At 74.5% G+C, this 19444-nt stretch carries 15 protein-coding genes; 9 read left to right on the top strand and 6 right to left on the bottom strand.

All coding sequences use genetic code 11. The annotated features are described in order from the left end of the window. Positions 1 to 8: 8 nt before the first annotated feature. A complete protein-coding gene (locus K8Z61_RS04010; RefSeq protein WP_224126770.1) occupies positions 9 to 980 on the bottom strand; it encodes an SMP-30/gluconolactonase/LRE family protein in 972 nt (323 codons plus the stop codon). A gap of 97 nt (positions 981 to 1077) precedes the next feature. On the opposite strand from K8Z61_RS04010, the gene K8Z61_RS04005 reads away from it, so the two are divergent. Then, positions 1078 to 1911: a GNAT family N-acetyltransferase gene (locus K8Z61_RS04005; RefSeq protein WP_224126769.1), complete on the top strand. Its 834-nt coding sequence runs from the start codon at positions 1078 to 1080 to the stop codon at positions 1909 to 1911. On the opposite strand, the gene K8Z61_RS04000 is transcribed toward K8Z61_RS04005, so the two are convergent. The 4 genes from K8Z61_RS04000 to K8Z61_RS03985 all read right to left on the bottom strand — a co-directional run bounded on the left by K8Z61_RS04000 (position 1872) and on the right by K8Z61_RS03985 (position 7502). After that, the gene (locus tag K8Z61_RS04000) at positions 1872 to 3809 is read right to left on the bottom strand and encodes a M3 family metallopeptidase (RefSeq protein ID WP_224126767.1); all 1938 of its coding nucleotides are present in this window, start codon (positions 3807 to 3809) and stop codon (positions 1872 to 1874) included. The genes K8Z61_RS04005 and K8Z61_RS04000 overlap by 40 nt on opposite strands. 10 nt (positions 3810 to 3819) lie before the next feature. Next, the gene (locus K8Z61_RS03995) at positions 3820 to 4119 is read right to left on the bottom strand and encodes a thiamine-binding protein (protein ID WP_224126765.1); all 300 of its coding nucleotides are present in this window, start codon (positions 4117 to 4119) and stop codon (positions 3820 to 3822) included. 110 nt (positions 4120 to 4229) lie between these two features. Next, positions 4230 to 6917, bottom strand: a complete 2688-nt coding sequence (gene acnA / locus K8Z61_RS03990) for an aconitate hydratase AcnA (RefSeq protein ID WP_224126764.1) — start codon at positions 6915 to 6917, stop codon at positions 4230 to 4232. A gap of 222 nt (positions 6918 to 7139) precedes the next feature. Beyond that, positions 7140 to 7502 carry a hypothetical protein gene (locus K8Z61_RS03985; protein ID WP_224126762.1) on the bottom strand — a complete coding sequence of 121 codons (363 nt, stop codon included), beginning with the start codon at positions 7500 to 7502 and terminating at the stop codon, positions 7140 to 7142. A 240-nt stretch (positions 7503 to 7742) separates the two neighbouring features. Between K8Z61_RS03985 and sucB the strand changes: the two genes are divergently transcribed. The 3 genes from sucB to K8Z61_RS03970 all read left to right on the top strand — a co-directional run bounded on the left by sucB (position 7743) and on the right by K8Z61_RS03970 (position 14263). Further along, the gene (gene sucB / locus K8Z61_RS03980) at positions 7743 to 9569 is read left to right on the top strand and encodes a 2-oxoglutarate dehydrogenase, E2 component, dihydrolipoamide succinyltransferase (protein WP_224126761.1); all 1827 of its coding nucleotides are present in this window, start codon (positions 7743 to 7745) and stop codon (positions 9567 to 9569) included. Between the two features lie 151 nt (positions 9570 to 9720). After that, positions 9721 to 13284 (top strand): ABC transporter ATP-binding protein, encoded by a 3564-nt coding sequence (locus K8Z61_RS03975; RefSeq protein ID WP_224127601.1) that lies wholly within the window; start codon positions 9721 to 9723, stop codon positions 13282 to 13284. A gap of 61 nt (positions 13285 to 13345) precedes the next feature. Next, complete coding sequence (locus K8Z61_RS03970; protein ID WP_224126760.1) at positions 13346 to 14263, top strand: TIGR01777 family oxidoreductase; 918 nt, start codon at positions 13346 to 13348, stop codon at positions 14261 to 14263. On the opposite strand, the gene K8Z61_RS03965 is transcribed toward K8Z61_RS03970, so the two are convergent. Beyond that, positions 14220 to 14789: a hypothetical protein gene (locus tag K8Z61_RS03965; protein ID WP_224126759.1), complete on the bottom strand. Its 570-nt coding sequence runs from the start codon at positions 14787 to 14789 to the stop codon at positions 14220 to 14222. The two genes, K8Z61_RS03970 and K8Z61_RS03965, sit on opposite strands and share 44 nt — an antisense overlap. A gap of 68 nt (positions 14790 to 14857) precedes the next feature. Between K8Z61_RS03965 and lipB the strand changes: the two genes are divergently transcribed. The 5 genes from lipB (at position 14858) to K8Z61_RS03940 (ending at position 19443) form a co-directional block, all read left to right on the top strand. Then, on the top strand, positions 14858 to 15589 hold the full coding sequence (gene lipB / locus K8Z61_RS03960; protein WP_224126758.1) for a lipoyl(octanoyl) transferase LipB: 732 nt from the start codon (positions 14858 to 14860) through the stop codon (positions 15587 to 15589). Between the two features lie 84 nt (positions 15590 to 15673). Then, a complete protein-coding gene (locus tag K8Z61_RS03955; protein ID WP_224126757.1) occupies positions 15674 to 16630 on the top strand; it encodes an ABC transporter ATP-binding protein in 957 nt (318 codons plus the stop codon). Further along, positions 16627 to 17622: a hypothetical protein gene (locus K8Z61_RS03950; protein ID WP_224126756.1), complete on the top strand. Its 996-nt coding sequence runs from the start codon at positions 16627 to 16629 to the stop codon at positions 17620 to 17622. Before K8Z61_RS03955 ends, K8Z61_RS03950 begins: the two co-directional genes overlap by 4 nt. Positions 17623 to 17675: 53 nt before the next feature. Beyond that, entirely contained in the window at positions 17676 to 18620 is a 945-nt protein-coding gene (lipA, locus tag K8Z61_RS03945; protein WP_224126755.1) for a lipoyl synthase, read from the top strand. Positions 18621 to 18693: 73 nt separating this feature from the next. Beyond that, on the top strand, positions 18694 to 19443 hold the full coding sequence (locus tag K8Z61_RS03940) for a DUF4191 domain-containing protein (RefSeq protein ID WP_224126754.1): 750 nt from the start codon (positions 18694 to 18696) through the stop codon (positions 19441 to 19443). Position 19444 lies beyond the last annotated feature (1 nt).

Raw genomic sequence — 19444 nt, 5'->3', positions numbered from 1 at the left:
GTCCGAGTCTACGTGCCGGGCACCTGCAGGACCGCCACCGCCGGCTCCTCCAGGCTGCCGAGCCAGACGCGCCCCTCGTGCTCCCGCACGCCGGTGACCATGTGGTAGCCGGGCGCGTCGACGTCGAGGTCGTGCACGAGACGGCCGGGCTGACCTGGGACGCGACCCAGCTCGTAGGCCTGCACCCGCACGGTGCGCTTCGGCTTGGGCTGCAGCGGCTGCGGGATCGACGTCGCGGCGCGCCTCACCCAGAGGGGTCCTCGCTGCAGCCGCTCGACGACGGGGTCGCGCGGGGAGGCGATGCTCACCCACACCAGGCCGTCGGAGCCGCGCGCGATGTTGTCGGGGTAGCCGGGCAGGTCGGCGGCGAGCAGGTCGCGGGTGCCGGCCCGCTCCCCCGTGATCCACCACCGCACCAGCGTGCGGGCGGCGGTCTCAGCCACGACCACGCACGACCCGTCGGGGGCCAGGGCGACGCCGTTGGCGAAGGCCAGCCCGGTGAGGACGACGGCGACCGTGCCGTCGGGGTCCAGGCGCAGCAGGCGGCCGGTGCGGGTGTCCTGGACGAAGTCGTCCTTCCACCGCTCGATGCCGTAGCGGGTCGAGGAGTCGGAGAACCAGACCGTGCCGTCCTCGGCGATCGCGGCGTTGTTGCAGAACACCATGGCCGTGCCGTCGACCTCGCGGAGCACCGGCTCGATCGCGCCGTCGCGCAGGTCGACGCGCAGCAGGCCGCGGTGGGCGTCGCAGACCAGCAGGCGCCCGTCGGCGTCCAGCTCCAGGCCCAGCGGACGACCGCCGGTGTGGGCGACGCGCTCGGTGCGCGAGCCGTCGTGCGCGACCCGCCAGATCGTGCCGTCGGCGGTGCCGGTGAGCACCGCGCCCTCGTGGGCGCCGGACGGGACGACGACGACGTCCTCGGCTCCGTGGGCGTCGACGGGGTGGACCTCCAGGCCGACCTGGGCCGCGGGGATGCGCATCGCCCCACCCTCGCCGACGTCGCCGCCGGAGGGAAGTGCGACGTGCCCGTCACGCCGCGGAAACATCGGCGCCTCGCGAGCCCCCTAGCGTCCGGCCATGGACGTCGTCTCGCTGGCCTGGCGCACCGACCTCGCCCTGCTCGCGGCCCGCGGCAGCGAGGTGGAGCACCACCCCACCTTCGTCGTCGTGCGCACCCCGGACGCCCCGCAGCGGCGCTGGGGCAACTTCCTGCTGCTGCGACGCCGCCCGCTGACCCGCGACCTGCCGCTGGTGCGGGCCGCCTTCGCCCACCACCTGCCCGAGGCGCGGCACGAGGCCTTCGGCCTCGACGACCCGACCGGGGACCCCGCCGACCTCGCTCCGTTCCGCGGCGCCGGCTTCACGACCTCGAGCGCCGTCGTGCTCGTCGCCGGGCCCGACACGCCCCTCCCGCGACCGGCGGCGGCCACCGCGCTCCACCTCCGCCCCCTGCTCGACGACGCCGACTGGGAGCAGCGGGTGCGCCTCAGCGTCGGCTCGAGCCTGCGTCCGGACCCGGTGCACCTGGAGTACCTCCGCGCCCGGGCGGCCGAGGAGCGCGCGATGGTCGACCTCGGCGGCGCCTGGTTCGGGGCGTTCGACGAGGAGTGCCTGCTGGGCGTCCTCGGCGTCGTCCCGGCCGCGCCCGGGCTCGCCCGGCTGCACGGGGTCGAGGTGCCGCGACGCCTGCGCGGTCGCACCCTGGAGCAGGCGCTGCTGCACGCGGCGGCCGCGCACGTCCGCGCCGGCGACGGGTCCGCCACGCTCGTCGCCGTCGCGGACCCCCACCACCCGTCGGTCGAGCTGTGGCGCTCCCTCGGCTTCGCCGACGCCGGACGTCGGCTGCAGGCCGAGCGGGACGGCCTCGGGGCTCAGCGGCCGAGCCAGGCCCGGAACGCCGCGGAGTCGTAGGGGCGGCCCAGGAACGCCTCGACCAGGTCGGCGGCGTCCCGGCTGCCGCCCGCGGCGAGCACCGTGTCGCGGTAGCGCCGGGCGACGTCGGGGGCGAAGAGGTCGTCGGCGTCGAAGGCCGAGAAGAGGTCCTTCGCGATCACCAGGCTCCACATGTAGGTGTAGTACGCCGAGGTGTAGCCGGCCAGGTGGCCGAAGCCGCAGTGGAAGTGGCTCGACGGCAGCGCCTCGAAGATCGCGTACCGCTCCGAGAGCTCGCGCAGCGCGGCGGTGCGGTCGGCCGGGCGGTCGGCGTGGAAGCGGTACGACACCGCCGCGTAGAACATCTGGGTGCGGGCGTAGCAGCCCTGGCCGAACTCCTCGGCCTCGCGCATGCGCGCGACCAGCGCCGCCGGGATCGGGGTGCCGGCGTCGTCGGTGGCGAAGGTCTGCAGCACCGCGGCGTCCCAGGCCCACTCCTCGAGCATCTGGCTGGGCGCCTCGACGAAGTCCCACTCGGTGGCCACGCCGCTGAAGCGGGCCCACGGGTGACGGCCGGCGAGCACGTGGTGCAGCAGGTGGCCGAACTCGTGGAACAGCGTGACGACCTCGCTGTGCTCCATCCGGCCGCGGCCGAAGTTGCACACCAGCACCCCCTCGGGCAGCTGGCGGCCGGCGACGCCCGGCACGAGGTCGAACTGGGCGGCGTGGTTGTACTTGCCCTCGCGCGGGTGCAGGTCGAGATGGATGCGGCCCAGGTGGACGCCGTCGAGGTGGACATCGTGCACGCTGACGTCGTCGTGCCAGCTCGCGGCGTCGACGTCGGTGTAGACGAGCCCGAAGAGGCGTCCGGTGACGTCGAGCAGCCCCTGCCGGACGCGCTGGAAGTCGAAGTAGGCCCGCACCTGCTGCGCGTCGACGTCGAACCGCTCGCGCCGCACGACCTCGCCGTAGTAGCGGGCGTCGCTGACGTCCAGCGCCGTCAGGCCGGGGTGGTCCTCGCGGGCGCGGGCGAGCAGGATGTCGCGGTCGCGCTCGGCGGCGGGCGTGGCGTCGGCGGCGATCCGGTCGACGAACTCGGGGATCGCAGCGCCCGAGCCGATCATCTTCACCTCGGCGTCGAAGTCGGCCCAGCCGTCGTAGCCGAGCAGCCGGGCCCGCTCGTCGCGCAGGTCGAGGAGCTCGCCGAGCACGGCGTCGTTGGCCGGCCAGCCGAGGTCGAGGAAGGTCGCGTGCACCGCGTGACGGGCCTCGCGGTCGGTGGAGAAGGCCAGGAACGGGTTGGTGTCGGGGTAGTCGGTGCCGATCTCGACCGTGCCGTCGGCGTCCGCGGGGTGCGCCTCGCGGTAGTCGTCGGGCAGGCCGTCGAGCGCGGCCGCCGGCACCCGGGTGGTGCGACGACCCTCGCGGATGGTGCGGGCGAAGGTCTGCTCGAGCTCGGTGGAGCGCTCTGCCAGGGCGCGCAGCCGCTCGCGGGTGGCGTCGTCGCGGTCGACGCCGCTGCGCCGGAAGCCGCGCAGCGCGTCGTCCAGCACCCGCGTCGCGCCGTCGCCGAGCCGCTCGTCGAGCCCCTCGGCCCGCACGGCGTCGAGCCGCGCGAAGACCGCGCCGTCGAGCATCAGGTCGGTCTGGAAGCGGCTGAGATCGGCAACGAGGTCCTCGGCCCGAGCGCGCAGGTCGACGTCGGGGTGCACCGAGGAGAGCAGCGAGCAGACCGCGGAGGCGTTGCCGAGGGCGACGCCGAGGTCGTTCCACACGGAGAGGGCGGCGTCGTCGCCCGGCTCGAGGGCGCGCAGGTCGTCGGCGAGGCGACGGGCCTCGTCGAGGTGGCCGCCGGCCCGCTCGTCGAGGAACGTGCGCCAGACCTGCGGGTCGGCGTCGGTCGGCAGGGCCAGCGGGGTGGGGGTCGCAGGAGCCATGCGCCCGAACCTACTCGGCGAGCAGGCGCTCCACGCGCTCGACCTTGCCGTCCAGCTCGCCGGTGAAGCCGGGGCGGATGTCGGCCTTGAGCACCAGCGACGTGCGCGGCGAGACCGCCGAGACCACGTCGACCGCCTGCTTGACCACCGCCATCACCTCGTCCCACTCCCCCTCGATCTCGGTGAACATCGAGGACGTGCGGTTCGGCAGCCCGGAGGCGCGGACGACGCGCACGGCGGCGGCCACGGCCTCCGAGACGCTGCCGGTCTCGTCGGCGGTGGACGGGGCGATGCTGAAGGCGACGATCATGCCCCGAACCTACGCGGGCCCGGCGACCTGCCGACGCGCGTCCGGACGTGACCGACCCCGCCCGTGACGAGCACGGACGGGGTCGGTCGCGACGCCTGGACGGCGCAGGATCAGCCGCGCAGCAGGTTGCGCAGCACGTACTGCATGATGCCGCCGTTGCGGTAGTAGTTCGCCTCGCCGGGGGTGTCGATGCGGACCACCGCGTCGAGCTCCACCGTGCCGTTCGGGCCCTCGGCGACGACCTTGACGGTCTTCGGCGTGGTGCCCTCGTTGAGCGCGGTGATGCCGGTGATGGAGAAGGTCTCCTCGCCGGTGAGGCCGAGCGACTCGGCGTTCTGGCCCGCCGGGAACTGCAGCGGGATGACGCCCATGCCGATCAGGTTCGAGCGGTGGATGCGCTCGTAGGACTCCGCGATCACGGCCTTGACGCCGAGCAGCGAGGTGCCCTTGGCCGCCCAGTCGCGCGAGGAGCCCGAGCCGTACTCCTTGCCCGCCAGGACGACGAGCGGGGTGCCCGCGGCCTGGTAGTTGACCGACGCGTCGTAGACGGTGGTGACGGGGCCGTCGGCCTGGGTGAAGTCGCGGGTGAAGCCGCCCTCGGTGCCCGGCGCGATCTGGTTGCGCAGGCGGATGTTGGCGAACGTGCCCCGGATCATCACCTCGTGATTGCCGCGGCGCGAGCCGTAGGAGTTGAAGTCGCGCGGCTCGACGCCGTTCTCGGTCAGGTACAGGCCCGCCGGCGAGTCCTTCTTGATCGCACCGGCCGGGCTGATGTGGTCGGTGGTGACCGAGTCGCCGAGCTTGAGCAGCACCCGGGCGCCGCTGATGTCGGTGACGGGAGCCGGGCTCTCGGGCATGCCCTCGAAGTACGGCGCCTTGCGGACGTAGGTGGACGAGGGGTCCCAGGTGAAGGTGTTGCCCTCGGGGGTGGGCAGCGAGCGCCACCGCTCGTCGCCGGCGAAGACGTCGGCGTACGACTCGTCGAACATGTCGGAGTCGATCGCGCCGCGGATGGTCTCCTCGATCTCGGCCGGCGAGGGCCAGATGTCCTTGAGGAAGACGTCCTGGCCGTCGGCGTCCTGGCCGATCGGGTCGTTGAACAGGTCGACCTTCATCGAGCCGGCGAGGGCGTACGCCACGACCAGCGGCGGGCTGGCCAGGTAGTTCATCTTGATGTCGGGGCTGATGCGGCCCTCGAAGTTGCGGTTGCCGGAGAGCACCGAGACGACGGCGAGGTCGTTCTCGTTGACCGCGGCCGAGACCTCGGGGATGAGCGGGCCGGAGTTGCCGATGCAGGTGACGCAGCCGTAGCCCACGAGGTTGAAGCCGAGCTTGTCGAGATACGGCGTCAGGCCGGCCTTCTCGTAGTAGTCGGAGACGACCTTCGAGCCGGGCGCGAGCGTGGTCTTGACCCACGGCTTGCGCTGCAGGCCCTTCTCGACGGCCTTCTTGGCCAGCAGGGCCGCGCCGATCATCACCGACGGGTTCGAGGTGTTGGTGCAGGAGGTGATCGAGGCGATCGTCACCGCGCCGTTCTCGAGCTCGAAGCTGGTGCCGTCCTCGAGGGTGACCGGCACCTTCGCGTCCACGTTGGACGAGTAGGTGGGCAGGTCGCTCGCGAACGCGGCGGCGGCGTTCGACAGCTCGACGCGGTCCTGGGGACGCTTCGGGCCGGCGAGGCTCGGGACGACGGTGGAGAGGTCGAGCTCGAGCTTCTCGGAGTAGCGGGGCTCGGCCGACGGGTCGTGCCAGAGGCCCTGCTCCTTGGCGTAGGCCTCGACGAGGGCCAGCTGCTCCTCGGAGCGGCCGGTGAGCTTGAGGTACTTGATCGTCTCGTCGTCGATCGGGAAGACCGCGATCGTGGAGCCGAACTCGGGGCTCATGTTGCCGATCGTGGCGCGGTTGGCCAGCGGCAGCGCGGAGACGCCGGGGCCGTAGAACTCCACGAACTTCCCGACGACGCCGTGCTTGCGCACCATCTCGGTGATCGTGAGGACGAGGTCGGTGGCGGTCGAGCCCTCGGGCAGCGAGCCGGAGAGCTTGAAGCCCACGACGCGCGGGATGAGCATCGAGACCGGCTGGCCGAGCATCGCGGCCTCGGCCTCGATGCCGCCGACGCCCCAGCCGACCACGCCGATGCCGTTGACCATCGTGGTGTGGGAGTCGGTGCCGACGCAGGTGTCGGGGTAGGCCTGCAGCGCGCCGTCGACGGTGCGGGTGAAGATGGTGCGGGCCAGGTGCTCGATGTTGACCTGGTGGACGATGCCGGTGCCCGGCGGGACGACCTTGAAGTCGTCGAAGGCGCCCTGGCCCCAGCGGAGGAACTGGTACCGCTCGCGGTTGCGCTCGTACTCGATCTCGACGTTGCGCTGGAACGCCTCGGGGGTGCCGAAGACGTCGGCCATGACGGAGTGGTCGATGACCATCTCGGCCGGCGCGAGCGGGTTGATCTTCGAGGCGTCGCCCCCGAGCTCGGCCATCGCCTCGCGCATGGTGGCGAGGTCGACGACGCAGGGCACGCCGGTGAAGTCCTGCATGATCACGCGGGCGGGCGTGAACTGGATCTCCTTGTCGGGCTGGGCGGTCTCGTCCCAGCCGGCCAGGGCGCGGATGTCGTCGGCGGTGATGTCGGCGCCGTCCTCGGTGCGCAGGAGGTTCTCCAGCAGCACCTTGAGGCTGAACGGCAGCGAGGCGACGTCGAGGCCCTCGCCGGTCACCGCGTCGAGGCGGAAGATCTCGTACGACGTGCCCTGCACGTCCAGGGTGCTCTTGGCACCGAAGCTGTCCTGACTGGCCACAGCCGTTCCTCTCCTCTGGGGATCGTCGCGCCGGGTCGACGCCGGCGGGCTGGATCCCATCCTGCCGCCGACGGCGAGTCCTGCGGAAGTAAGGCTCGCCTCAGTCCGAGGAGAGGCCGACCTCCGGTGACCCGTCGTGGTCCCGAGCATCCGGCTCGACGCGATTTGTCTTGACATCAAGATACATGACGTCGAGGGACCTCGGAAGCGGCTCGTCCAGGATCAGGACGGCGAGCCGGACGAGCCCAGCCCGTCGCGGCGGGCCTGCTGCTCGCGCTTGCGCCGGGAGTTGAAGTCGCGCATGCGCTGCGGGATGCCCACCACCGCGGCGTCATAGGACGGGATCTGGTGCTTGTTGCAGAACTTGTGCGCCCACTCGACGGCCGGGACGCGGCGGCGCGTCCACTCGCCGTCGTGGGCGACGAGCAGGAGCGTCACCTCGCTGACGGCGGTGCGCGGCTCGACGAAGCCCTCGACGCCGCGGCGAGCGGACACCCAGGTCTCGAGGTGCTCGAGGTCGACGTCGTCGGCGGCGCGGACGCGCGTCGAGCCGGTGCGCGCGCCGTCCGCGAGCGGACGGCTCATGCGGGTACCCGAACGGCGGCGGAAGCGATCGGTCCATCCCATGGCTCCAGTGTGCCCGCAGGCCGGCGGCCGCGCGGCGCGACCCGCGATCCGACGCCCCAGCCGAGGCCCCGGCGGCGAGGTGCGGAACCTACTCGCGGGTCACCCGGCCCGGTGTGGCCGCACGCGCCGGGAGTGCAAGGATGAGCCCGCCTGAGCGCACCCGCTCGCACCCGGACGTCTCGAGAAGAAGGAACCGCCGTGGCCACCGAAGTCAACCTCCCCGCTCTGGGAGAGTCCGTCACCGAGGGCACCGTCACCCGCTGGCTCAAGCAGGTCGGCGACACCGTGGCCGTCGACGAGCCCCTGCTCGAGGTCTCCACCGACAAGGTCGACACCGAGATCCCCAGCCCCGTGGCCGGCACCCTGCTGGAGATCCGCGCCAACGAGGACGACACCGTCGAGGTCGGCGCGATCCTCGCCGTCATCGGCGACGCGGGCGAGTCCCCCGCCGACGCGCCCACCGACTCCGCCACCCCCGTCGCGCAGCCCGCGAACGAGGAGGAGGCCGCGAAGAAGGCCGAGCAGGAGCAGCAGATCGTCGAGGAGACCGGCTCGCTGCCGCCCGGCGACCCGCAGCCCGAGTCCCCCGCCGCCGCCCCGGCCGCGCCTGCGGCGTCCTCCGGCTCCGGCGAGGCGTCCGGCACCTCCGTGACGCTCCCCGCGCTGGGCGAGTCGGTCACCGAGGGCACCGTCACCCGCTGGCTCAAGCAGGTCGGCGACGAGGTCGCCGTCGACGAGCCGCTGCTCGAGGTCTCCACCGACAAGGTCGACACCGAGATCCCCAGCCCCGTCGCCGGCACGCTGCTGCGCATCACCGTCGCCGAGGACGAGACGGTCGAGGTCGGCGCCGAGCTCGCCGTCATCGGCGACGGCTCCGCCGCTCCCGCGCCGGCCGCGCCCGCGGCCCCCGCCGAGCCCGAGCCCGAGCCCGAGCCCGCCCCCGCCGCGACTCCGGCTCCTGCGGCCGCCGCCCAGGCGCCCGCCGCTCCCCCGGCTCCCCCTGCCCACGCCGCTCCGCCTGCCCCGGCGGCGCCCGCTCCGGCTCCGGCTGCCCCGGCTCCCGCAGCCCCGGCGGCCGCGTCCGTCCCCGGTGGCGCCGGGTACGTCACTCCCCTGGTGCGCAAGCTGGCCGCGCAGCACGGCGTCGACCTCGCGTCGGTCACCGGCACCGGCGTCGGCGGGCGCATCCGCAAGCAGGACGTCCTCGACGCCGCCGCGGCCGCGAAGGCCGCCGCCCCGGCGCCTGCGGCCCCGGCCGCCCCCGCCGCGTCGGCCCCGGCCGCCCCCGCGGGCGCGTCGGTCACCCCGTCGCCGCTGCGCGGCACCACCGAGCCGCTCTCGCGGCTGCGCAAGATCATCGCCACGCGCATGGTCGACTCGCTGCACACCTCGGCCCAGCTCACCCAGGTCGTCGAGGTCGACGTCACCAACATCGCGCGCCTGCGCGACAGCGTGAAGGCCGACTTCCTGGCCCGCGAGGGCGTCAAGCTCTCGTACCTGCCGTTCTTCGCCAAGGCCTCGATCGACGCCCTCAAGGCGCACCCGAAGCTCAACGCGACGATCGACACCGAGAAGGGCGAGGTCACCTACCACGACAGCGAGCACCTCGCGCTGGCCGTCGACACCGACAAGGGCCTCATCACCCCCGTGGTCAAGGACGCCGGCGACCTCTCGATCGCCGGCCTGGCGAAGAAGATCGCCGACATCGCCGCGCGCACCCGCACGAACAAGATCGGCCCCGACGAGCTGTCCGGCGGCACGTTCACGATCACGAACCTCGGCTCGGTCGGCGCGCTGTGGGACACCCCGATCATCAACAAGCCGCAGGTCGCGATCCTCGGCCCGGGCGCGGTGGTCAAGCGCCCGGTCGTCATCGACGACCCGAACCTCGGCGAGACGATCGCGGTGCGCCACATGGTGTACCTGGCGCTCACCTACGACCACCAGCTGATCGACGGCGCCGACGCCGGCCGGTTCCTGCAGGACGTCAAGGTCCGCCTCGAGGCCGGCGCGTTCGAGGTCTGACCTCCGGCTCGCACCCAGGCACGCTGCGGCACCCTGCGGCCCCGTCCCGCTCCGGCGAGACGGGGCCGCAGTCCGTCCGGCGGACACCCGCCCGGGCCGGAAAACGATTCGAAGGTTGTCGTCGCCAACGGATAGCGTCGGCCCCGTGACGATGACGACGGATGCTCGGGCCGACGTCACCGGGGGGACGGCGCACGCGCCCGACCGACGCCCGGTCGACTGGCGCCGACTGGCGCGCCCCGCGACGGCCCTCTGCCTGCTCGGCTGCGTGATCGGCGCCCTCGGCGCCGCCCTCGCCAGCGTCGTGGCGGGGCGGATCGCCGACGGCCCCGGCGCCGGCCTGATCGGCCTGCTCGCGATCTGCGCGCTCGGCGGGGCGCTGGTCGAGACCGCCGCCCGCACCGGCTGGTCGGCCGTGGTCACCCGCGCCGAGGGCGAGCTGCGCGCCGACCTCCTCGACGCCGCGCTCGCCCAGCCGCTCGCCGCGCTCGGCGAGACCGCCGTCGGCGAGATCCTCGACCGCGTCGACGACGACACCTGGGAGGTCGGCCGGTTCCTGCGGCAGATCGGCTGGATGACGCTGCGCGCCGTGCTCGGCGCCGGACCGCTGTGGATCATCGCCGGACTCACCTGGTGGCCGGCGTTCCTCCTGTTCCCGATCGTCGCCGCGGCCGCGCTGCTGTGGGTGCGGCCGCTGCTGCGCGCCGTCACCGACCGCAAGGTCGCCGAGGAGATCGCCTGGACCGACCACGCCGCGATCACCGAGGAGGGCATCGCCGCCCGCGACGACCTGCGCACCAGCCTCGGCCAGGCGCACGTGCTGCGCCGCTCCAGCGAGCTCGCGGCCGTCGTCCACGAGCGGTTCTGGCGGGTCTCGCTGCTGCAGCGCTCGATCAGCCTGCGCACCGGGGTGGTGCTGCACAGCCTGCTGGTCGTGGTGGCGGTCGTGGGCGTGGCCCTGGCCGGCTCCGACCGGCTCTCGACCGCCTCGCTGGTCACCCTGTTCCTGGTGGCCGGCAACTTCGTCGGCCAGGTCGACATGGTCGCCCGGCACCTGCCCGAGATCCAGGCCGGCTTCGGCGCCGTGCTGCGCCTGCGCTCCCTGCTCGAGGTCGAGCCCGAGCCGGTGGGCGGCCGTCCGCTACCCGACGGGCTGCTCGACGTCGAGTTCCGCGACCTGCGCTTCAGCTACGGCACCGGACGCTTCGCGCTGGCCGGCGTCGACCTGCACGTGCCCGCGGGCCAGACCTGCGCGCTCGTCGGGCGCACCGGCTCGGGCAAGTCGACGCTGGCCTCCCTGGTGTCGCGGGCCGTGGAGCCGCCGCGCGGCAGCGTCCTGATCGGCGGCGTCGACGTCCGCGACCTCGACCTGCAGCAGCTGCGCTCGGGCATCGGCGTGGTCACCCAGCGCACCGAGATCCTCGCGGGCACGGTCGCGGAGAACATCACGCTCTTCGCCGACCTGCCGCGCGAGCGGGTCGAGGCCGCCGTGGCCGAGCTGGGCCTCGAGGCCTGGGTCGCCGGGCTGCCCCAGGGGCTCGACACCCCGCTCGGCGCCGGCGGCACCACGCTGTCGGCCGGCGAGGAGCAGCTCGTGGCCTTCGCCCGGCTGCTGGTGCGCGACGTGCGCATCGTCGTGCTCGACGAGGCCACCGCCCGCATGGACCCCGTCACCGAGGCGCAGGTCGTCCGCGCGGCCGACCGCCTGCTGCGCGGACGCACCGGCCTGCTCGTGGCCCACCGACTCTCCACCACCGCCCGGGCCGAGCGCCTGGCCGTGCTCGACGACGGACGCGTCGTCCAGAGCGGCGCCCGCGCCGAGCTGGCGCTGGTCCCCGGACCGTTCCGCGACCTGCTCACCGCCTCCGACGAGCGCGGCGGCGCGCCGGTCTCGACGCTGCCCGACGCCGTTCCGGCCGCGGGTGCCGACCGGTCCCCGGGTTCCACGGCGCCCGCGGGCGAGCCCGCGCGGACGGCGGTCGGCGGCGTCCGCCGCACCTCCGCCGCGCCCGAGCCGCCTGCCACCGAGGAGGTGCCGAGCCTCACCCGCTCGACCACCGCGGCGCTGCTGTCGATGCCGCGCTGGAGCCTCACCGGGCTCCTGCTCTTCCTGCTCTCCGCCGTGCTCGGGGCGTTCGGCGCGCTCACCGGCTGGGTGTGGGGCCACGTGGTCACCGACCTCCAGGCCGGCACCACGCCGTGGGCGCTCACCGCGGTCGTCGTCGTCTTCCTGCTCGCCGGCCCCGTGCTGCTCTCGCAGGCGCTGGTGGTCTACGTGCGCTGGTGGGTCGACGTGAAGCTGCGGGTGCGGGCCGCGGTGCTCGCCGGCCAGGTGACGCCGCGGCGCCTGCTGCGCACCCCGCCGGGCGAGGTCGTCAGCCGCGCCATGGACGCCGACCGGCTCGCGCAGTACTCCGACCGCTGGGTCGACCTGCTCAACGGCGCCGGCATCGTCGTCATCACCATGGTCGTGGCCGGCACCCCGCTGGCCGGCCTGGTGCTCGTCGCGGTCATGGTCGCCTCCGCGGGGTCGTCCGCGCTCGGCCGCCGGGTCGCGGGCCGCTCGGCCGCGGCGTCCGCCACCGCCCGCGCCGGGTTCGGCCGGGCGCTGGTCTCGGCGATGGAGTGCGTGCGCACCGTCAAGCTCGCCGGCGCCACCGACCACGTGCACCGGCACCTCGGCGAGGTCGACGGCGGCCGCGTCGAGGCCACCGTCATGGAGTACCGCGTCAAGGCGCTGCTCGAGGGCGTCCCGATCGTCATGGTGCAGGCCGGCATCGTCGCGGCGTGGGCCGCGTTCGACCTCGGCGTCTGGGGCCTGGCCACGACCCTGCTCGTCGCCAACGCCGTGGCCGGCTTCGACTGGTTCGGCCGGGTCGCGGGCTCGGCGATCACCGAGGCGCCCGGCACCCGCGCCTGGCTGGCGGCCACCAGCCCGCTGGCCGGCGGCGGCCTGCTCACCGAGCTGCCCGACGGCGTCGACCTGATCTCGGGCGTCGCGCCGGCGCCGACCGCGGCCGCGCACGAGCCGCTGCGCTCGCTGTCGCTGCGCGGGCTCACTGCGGTGCACGACGACGGCACGATCGGCGTCGCCGACGTCGACCTCGACCTCGCCCCCGGCGAGCTCGTGCTGCTGCTCGGGCCGATCGGCTCGGGCAAGTCCAGCCTGCTCGGCGCGCTGGCCGGCCTGATCAGCACCCGCGGCGAGCTCCGCTGGAACGACCGGGTCGTCGACGATCCCGAGACCTGGCTGCGCCCGCCGCACGTCGCGCACGTCGCGCAGGTGCCCCGGGTGCTGTCGGGCTCGTTCATCGACAACATCCGCCTCGACCACCCCGACCGGCGCATCGAGCCGGCGCTCGCGGCCGCCCGGCTCGGGCGCGACCTCGCCGCGGCCGGCGGACCGGAGGCGCTCGTCGGCCATCGCGGCGTGCGGCTCTCGGGCGGCCAGGTGCAGCGGCTCGCGCTCGCCCGGGCGCTGGCGTGCGACGCCGACCTGCTGCTCGCCGACGACGTCTCCTCGGCGCTCGACGCCGCCACCGAGCTCGAGCTCTGGGCGGCGCTGCGCGAGCGCGGCGGCGCGGTGCTGGGCGCCACCTCGAAGGCGGCGGCGCTGGCCCGCGCCGACCGGGTGGTCGTGCTGCAGGCCGGCCGGGTGGCGGCCGTCGGCCCGTGGCCGAGCCTCGCGTCTAGGTGGAGCCACCTGGCCGGCTGAGCCGCGGCGGGGGCACCGCTGGGTGAGCAGCCGGTCACCGGCCGTCTGCCACCCTGACGCCATGAGTCTCCACGTCGTCGTCGCCGGCTCGTCGGGGTTCCTCGGCACTCACCTCGTCCGCACCCTGCGCGAGCGCGGGCACAGCGTGACGACCCTCGTGCGTCGTCCCGCGGGGCCGAAGGAGTCGACCTGGGACCCGTACGCCGACGACCCCGAGAAGCGGCTCGACCCCGCGCTGATCGCGGCGGCCGACGTCGTGGTGAACCTCGCCGGCTCCCCCACGCTGGGCAACCCGCACAGCAGGAAGTGGTCCGACGAGCTGCTGCGCTCGCGGGTGACGACGACCCGGGTGCTGGCCGAAGCGATCGCGGCGGCCGGCAGCCCGCCGGCGTTCCTCGCGGGCAGCGGCATCGCCTACTACGGCGACCACGCCGACCAGGTGCTCACCGAGACCGCCGACACCCGGGGCCACGCCCTGCTCACCGAGGTGTGCCGCCAGTGGGAGGGCGCCACCGCGCCGGCCGCGAACGCCGGCGCGCGAGTCGTGCTGCTGCGCACCGCGCCCGTCATGGATCGCACCAGCGCCCCGCTGAAGCCCCTCTCGCTGCTGTTCCGGACGGGCCTCGGCGGGCGTCTCGGCTCGGGCCGCCAGCACATGCCGATGATCTCGCTGCGCGACTGGCTCGGCGGCGTCGCGCACCTGGCCGAGCACCCGAGCGCGTCCGGCCCGGCGAACCTGTGCTGCGTCACGACTCCGACGAACGCCGAGTTCACCCGCACCCTGGCCAAGGCGCTGCACCGTCCGGCGTTCGCCGCGGTGCCGGCGCCGATCATCCGCACCGCGACCGGACGGATGGCGCCGGAGCTGCTCGGCTCGGTGAACGTCCGCCCGCAGACCCTGCTCGACGCCGGGTACGTCTTCTCCGACCCGGGCGTCAGCGAGGTGATCGCGACCGGTCTGGCCGGTCACGCGGGCTGACGCCGGTCAGCCGCACGGCCCGCCAGCCGGCGTCGACGCGCTCGAGCACGACCACGCGACGTCGCAGCGGGTCGCGCGGCAGGGGCAGCCGCGCGTCCCGGCGGATCGCCGCCGCACCGGGGGCCACCTGGGCGTCGAGCTCGAGCCCCCAGCCGTCGCCCGCGCGGGCGACCCGGCGCACCGCGACGAGCCGCGTCGTCAGGCCCTCGACCCGCCACCCGGCGTCGCTCCACGCCCGCAGCGCCGCGACGTCGGCCCGGCCCGCCGCGGCGCCCGGCCGGTAGAGCCGGGCGAGGGCGGCGGGGTCCGCGTCGCGCCAGGCGGCCGCGCGGGCGGCGTCCCAGGTGCGCCAGGCCGCCAGGGCCCGCTGGACGGCCGGCGCCCCGACGTCCTCCGTCGTCGCGGCCGACGTGGCCGCGGGCTCCGACGAGACCGGCGCGGCGTCGGTGCCGCGGCTGCACCCACCGAGCAGCAGGACCGGCAGGAGGATCACGAGAGTCGGAAGGAGCGGCAGCGGGCGAGGCACGCCGTCCGCCTACCCCGGGCGCGCCGGCGCGAGCGGCCGCGTCCACAGCCGGGCGTAGGCTCGGGCGCATGGCGCAGACGCAGTGGGAGGTCGTCGGCCTGGGCGCCGACGCGGTCGACTACCTGGCCGCGTGGGAGGTGCAGCGCTCGGTGCACGCCGAGGTCGTCGCCGGCACCCGACCCGACACCGTGCTCCTGCTCGAGCACCCGCCGACCTTCACCGCCGGCAAGCGCACCGACGCCCACGAGCGTCCGGTCGACACCGGCGGCGCGCCGGTGGTCGACGTCGACCGCGGCGGCAAGATCACCTTCCACGGTCCCGGCCAGCTGGTGGCCTACCCGATCGTCCGGCTGCCCGACCACGTGCTCGTGGTCGACTTCGTGCGCCGCCTCGAGGAGGCGATGATCGGCACCTGCGGCGAGCTCGGCGTCGCCACCGCCCGGGTGCCCGGTCGCAGCGGCGTGTGGCTGCGCGCGACGCCCGACGGGCGGCCCGAGCGCAAGGTCGGCGCGATCGGGCTGCGGGTCAGCCAGGGCGTCACGATGCACGGCATCTCGCTCAACTGCGACGTCGACCTCGGCTGGTACGACGGGTTCGTGCCGTGCGGCATCGCCGACGCCGGGGTCACCTCGCTGAGCCGCGAGCTCGGGCGCGACGTCCCCGTCACCGAGGTGCTGCCGGTGCTGCAGACGCACCTGACCCGCATGCTCGCCTGGGAGCCCTACGAGGCGACGCCCGACTACGACCCGCGCCCCGAGCCGGGCCGCGGGCCCCGCGTCGAGCTGATCGCACCGCGCTAGACCGCGCTAGACCGCGAGAGGTCGGCGCCGGCGCTCCGGCGCGTCCGCTCGCGCGAAGGTAAAGGACGCTGGTTGGCTCCCGTCATGGAGCTCGTGATCCAGACCGAGCGGCTGCGCAAGCAGTACGCGACCCGCCACGGCGTCCGGGTGGCCGTCGACGACCTCGACCTCGCGGTGCCGCGCGGCGGCGTCCACGGGTTCCTGGGGCCCAACGGCTCGGGCAAGACGACGACGATCCGCATGCTGCTCGGGCTCGCGCGCCCGACCTCGGGGACGATGCGGCTGCTCGGCGAGCCCGTGCCGCAGCGGCTGCCGGCCGTGATGCACCGCGTCGGCGCGGTCGTGGAGAGCCCGAAGTTCTCCCCGCACCTGAGCGGCCGGCGCAACCTGCTGCTGCTCGCCCGCAGTCTCGAGACCGACGCCGCCGGCCGCGGGACGCCCGCCGCGCAGGTGGCCAAGGCCGTCGAGACCGTCGGGCTCACCGGCCGCGACGGCGACGCCTACCGCTCGTACTCGCTGGGCATGAAGCAGCGGCTGGCGATCGCGGCGACCCTGCTCAAGGACCCGGACCTGCTGATCCTCGACGAGCCGACCAACGGCCTCGACCCCGCCGGCATCCGGGAGATCCGGGAGACGATCCGCGACCTCGGCGCGTCCGGCGTCACGGTGCTGCTGAGCTCGCACATCCTCGCCGAGGTGCAGCAGGTGTGCACCTCGGCGACGATCATCGGCCGGGGCCGGCTGCTGGCGTCCGGGCGCGTGGAGGAGCTGGTCGGCGGCACGTCCGCCTACCGGGTCGCCCTGCCCGCCGGCGGCTCCCTGGACGACGCCCGCCGGGTGCTGCGCGACGCCGGGTTCGACGTCGGCCCGCCCGGCGCGAGCCCCACGGGCGGGCTGACGGTGACCACCGAGCGTCCCGAGGACGTCACCCGCGCCCTGGCCGGCGCCGGCCTGTGGCTCAGCGAGCTCACCCCGCTGCGCCGCGACCTGGAGTCGGTGTTCCTCGAGCTCACCTCCGGCACCGAGATGGGGGCGGCGTGATCGGGCTGCTGCGGGTCGAGCTGACCCGCCTGCGCTGGCGCCGCGGCGTCCTGGCGCTGGTCGCGCTGGCGATCCTGCTGCCCGCCGCGCTCACCTTCGCCCGCATCCACGGCACCGCGCCGCTCACCGATGCCGACCGCGCCGCGCTCCTCGACGCGAACGCCGGCCTGATCGCCGAGTGCGTGCAGCAGCCCTCCGACTTCGCCGGCTCGACCGCGCGTCCGGGCACGGCGGAGGCGCAGGCGGCGTGCGAGGCGATCGCGACCACCGGCTACCAGGAGCAGCTCGACGTCGACAGCGAGTTCACCGGCACCGTGGTCGGCCTGGTCGGGCTGCTCGCCGGCCTGCTGCTGCTGGTCGGTGCCACGTTCGCGGGGCACGACTGGGCCACCGGCTCGATCACCAACCAGCTGCTCTTCGAGGCCCGCCGCGGCCGGGTGTGGGCGGCGAAGGCGGCCGCCGTCACGCTGGTCGGCCTCGTCGTCACGGCGGTCGTGCTGACCGGCTTCTGGGTGGTCGTCACCACGGTGGTCGACGCCCGCGGCCTGCCGCCGCTGGGCACCCGCGAGCACGGCACCGGCGACCTCGTGCTGCAGGTGGTGCGGTCGAGCCTGCTCGTCGCGGGCGCGGCGCTCGGCGGCTTCGCCCTCACCACGCTGCTGCGCAGCACCGGCGCGACGATCGGCGTGCTCTTCGCGGTCGCCGTCGGCACCGGCCTCGCCCTGGGCGCCCTCGGCCTGAGCCCCCGGTGGGCGCCGGACGTGAACCTGGAGGCGATCGTCCTCGACGGCACCAGCTACTACGTCGACGTGCCCGAGCGGTGCAGCACCGCCTCGGCCGACCCGAACGGCTCGACCGGGGAGGCCGAGGGCGACCCCGCCTGCCTCAGCACCCGGCAGCTGGGCCTCGCGGGCGGCGTCGGGTACGCCGGCGGGCTGCTCGCCGCGGTGGGCGCGGCGTCGCTCGTCGCCTTCCGCCGACGGGACGTCTGAGGCCCTCCGCCCGGACGCCGGGAGACCTGGCTCACCGGCGTAGGGTGAAGGGCGTGACCGCATCGCCCACGTCCGACGGCAGGAAGCTCCTCCGACTCGAGGTCCGCAACGCGGAGACCCCCATCGAGCGCAAGCCCGAGTGGATCAAGACCCGCGCGAAGATGGGCCCGGAGTACCAGCACCTGCAGGGCCTGGTGAAGTCCGAGGGCCTGCACACGGTGTGCCAGGAGGCCGGCTGCCCCAACATCTACGAGTGCTGGGAGGACCGCGAGGCCACCTTCCTCATCGGCGGCGACCAGTGCACCCGGCGCTGCGACTTCTGCCAGATCGACACCGGCAAGCCGCAGGCGCTCGACCGCGACGAGCCCCGCCGCGTCGCCGAGTCGGTGCGCACGATGGGCCTGCGCTACGCGACCATCACCGGCGTCGCCCGCGACGACCTCGAGGACGGCGGCGCGTGGCTGTACGCCGAGACCGTGCGCGCGATCCACGAGCTCAACCCGGGCACCGGCGTCGAGAACCTGATCCCCGACTTCAACGGCCGGCCCGAGCTGCTGGCCGAGGTCTTCGAGTCGCGCCCCGAGGTGCTGGCGCACAACGTCGAGACGGTGCCGCGCATCTTCAAGCGCATCCGTCCGGCGTTCCGCTACGAGCGCTCGCTCGACGTGCTCACCCAGGCGCGGGCGTTCGGCCTGGTCACCAAGTCGAACCTCATCCTCGGCATGGGCGAGACCCGCGAGGAGGTCTCGCAGGCCCTGCGCGACCTGCACGAGGCCGGCTGCGAGCTGGTCACGATCACCCAGTACCTGCGGCCCTCGGTGCGCCACCACCCCGTCGAGCGGTGGGTGAAGCCCGAGGAGTTCGTCGAGCTCGCCGCGGAGGCCGAGGAGATCGGCTTCGCGGGCGTGCTGTCCGGGCCGCTGGTGCGTTCGTCGTACCGCGCCGGACGCCTGTACCGTCAGGCGATGGACGCCCGCTCGGGCGCGTCCGTCGGCTGAGCCGGCCCCCGGGCCGCCCCACCCCACCAGCCCCGCCCCCACACCGCTCGCGAGACGAAGGCAGCACGCCCGGATGGCCAAGAAGAACGACCCGAAGAACGCCGCTGCGAGCACGAAGGGCGCGGCTCCCGCTCCCGGTCAGATGAAGCGGCGCCAGCAGCTCGTCGAGACCTACCGCATCACCAAGCGCAACGACCCCACCATCGGCGTGCGCCTGCTGGTGACGTTCGTGGTCGCGGCCGCGGTCGGCTTCGGGCTGTTCTGGCTGCTGCCCGGCAGCGGGGTGGTCTCCTACGTGCTCGCCGGCATCGGCGCGCTGCTGATCGGCCTGCTGGCCACGATGATCGTCTTCTCGCGTCGTGCGCAGAGCTCCGCGTACGCGCAGATGGAGGGTCAGCCGGGCGCCGGCGCCGCCGCGCTGGGCATGCTGAGGCGCGGCTGGAAGGTCGAGCCCGCCGTCGCCTTCACCCGGCAGCAGGACGTCGTGCACCGCGTCGTCGGCCCTCCGGGCATCGTGCTGGTCGGCGAGGGCAACCCCACCCGCGTGCGCACCCTGCTCACCGCCGAGCGGCGCAAGCACGAGCGGGTCGTCGCCGACGTGCCGGTGCACGAGGTGATCGTGGGTCGTGAGGACGGTCAGGTGCCGCTGCCGAAGCTGATGCGTCACGTGCAGAAGCTGGGCCGCAAGATCAAGCCGGCCGAGCAGACCGACGTGCTGATGCGGCTCAAGGCGCTCGACAGCCAGCGCGGCAAGATCCCGCTGCCCAAGGGCCCGGTGCCCACCAACATGAAGGGCCTGCGGCAGAACATGCGGGGCCGCTGAG

Source organism: Nocardioides sp. TRM66260-LWL (genome assembly GCF_020075545.1).
Lineage (GTDB): Bacteria > Actinomycetota > Actinomycetes > Propionibacteriales > Nocardioidaceae > Nocardioides.
The sequence above is the reverse complement of the archived record's forward strand: the minus strand, read 5'-3'. Positions and strand labels throughout refer to the sequence as shown.

Excerpts from the sequence above, each read along its gene's own strand:
- K8Z61_RS03985 (WP_224126762.1), bottom strand. The coding sequence starts at position 7,502 with ATGAGCCGTCCGCTCGCGGACGGCGCGCGCACCGGCTCGACGCGCGTC.
- K8Z61_RS03975 (WP_224127601.1), top strand. The coding sequence starts at position 9,721 with ATGACGACGGATGCTCGGGCCGACGTCACCGGGGGGACGGCGCACGCG.
- K8Z61_RS03970 (WP_224126760.1), top strand. The coding sequence starts at position 13,346 with ATGAGTCTCCACGTCGTCGTCGCCGGCTCGTCGGGGTTCCTCGGCACT.
- K8Z61_RS04010 (WP_224126770.1), bottom strand. The coding sequence starts at position 980 with ATGCGCATCCCCGCGGCCCAGGTCGGCCTGGAGGTCCACCCCGTCGAC.
- K8Z61_RS04005 (WP_224126769.1), top strand. The coding sequence starts at position 1,078 with ATGGACGTCGTCTCGCTGGCCTGGCGCACCGACCTCGCCCTGCTCGCG.
- K8Z61_RS03995 (WP_224126765.1), bottom strand. The coding sequence starts at position 4,119 with ATGATCGTCGCCTTCAGCATCGCCCCGTCCACCGCCGACGAGACCGGC.
- lipB (WP_224126758.1), top strand. The coding sequence starts at position 14,858 with ATGGCGCAGACGCAGTGGGAGGTCGTCGGCCTGGGCGCCGACGCGGTC.
- K8Z61_RS03940 (WP_224126754.1), top strand. The coding sequence starts at position 18,694 with ATGGCCAAGAAGAACGACCCGAAGAACGCCGCTGCGAGCACGAAGGGC.
- K8Z61_RS03955 (WP_224126757.1), top strand. The coding sequence starts at position 15,674 with ATGGAGCTCGTGATCCAGACCGAGCGGCTGCGCAAGCAGTACGCGACC.
- K8Z61_RS04000 (WP_224126767.1), bottom strand. The coding sequence starts at position 3,809 with ATGGCTCCTGCGACCCCCACCCCGCTGGCCCTGCCGACCGACGCCGAC.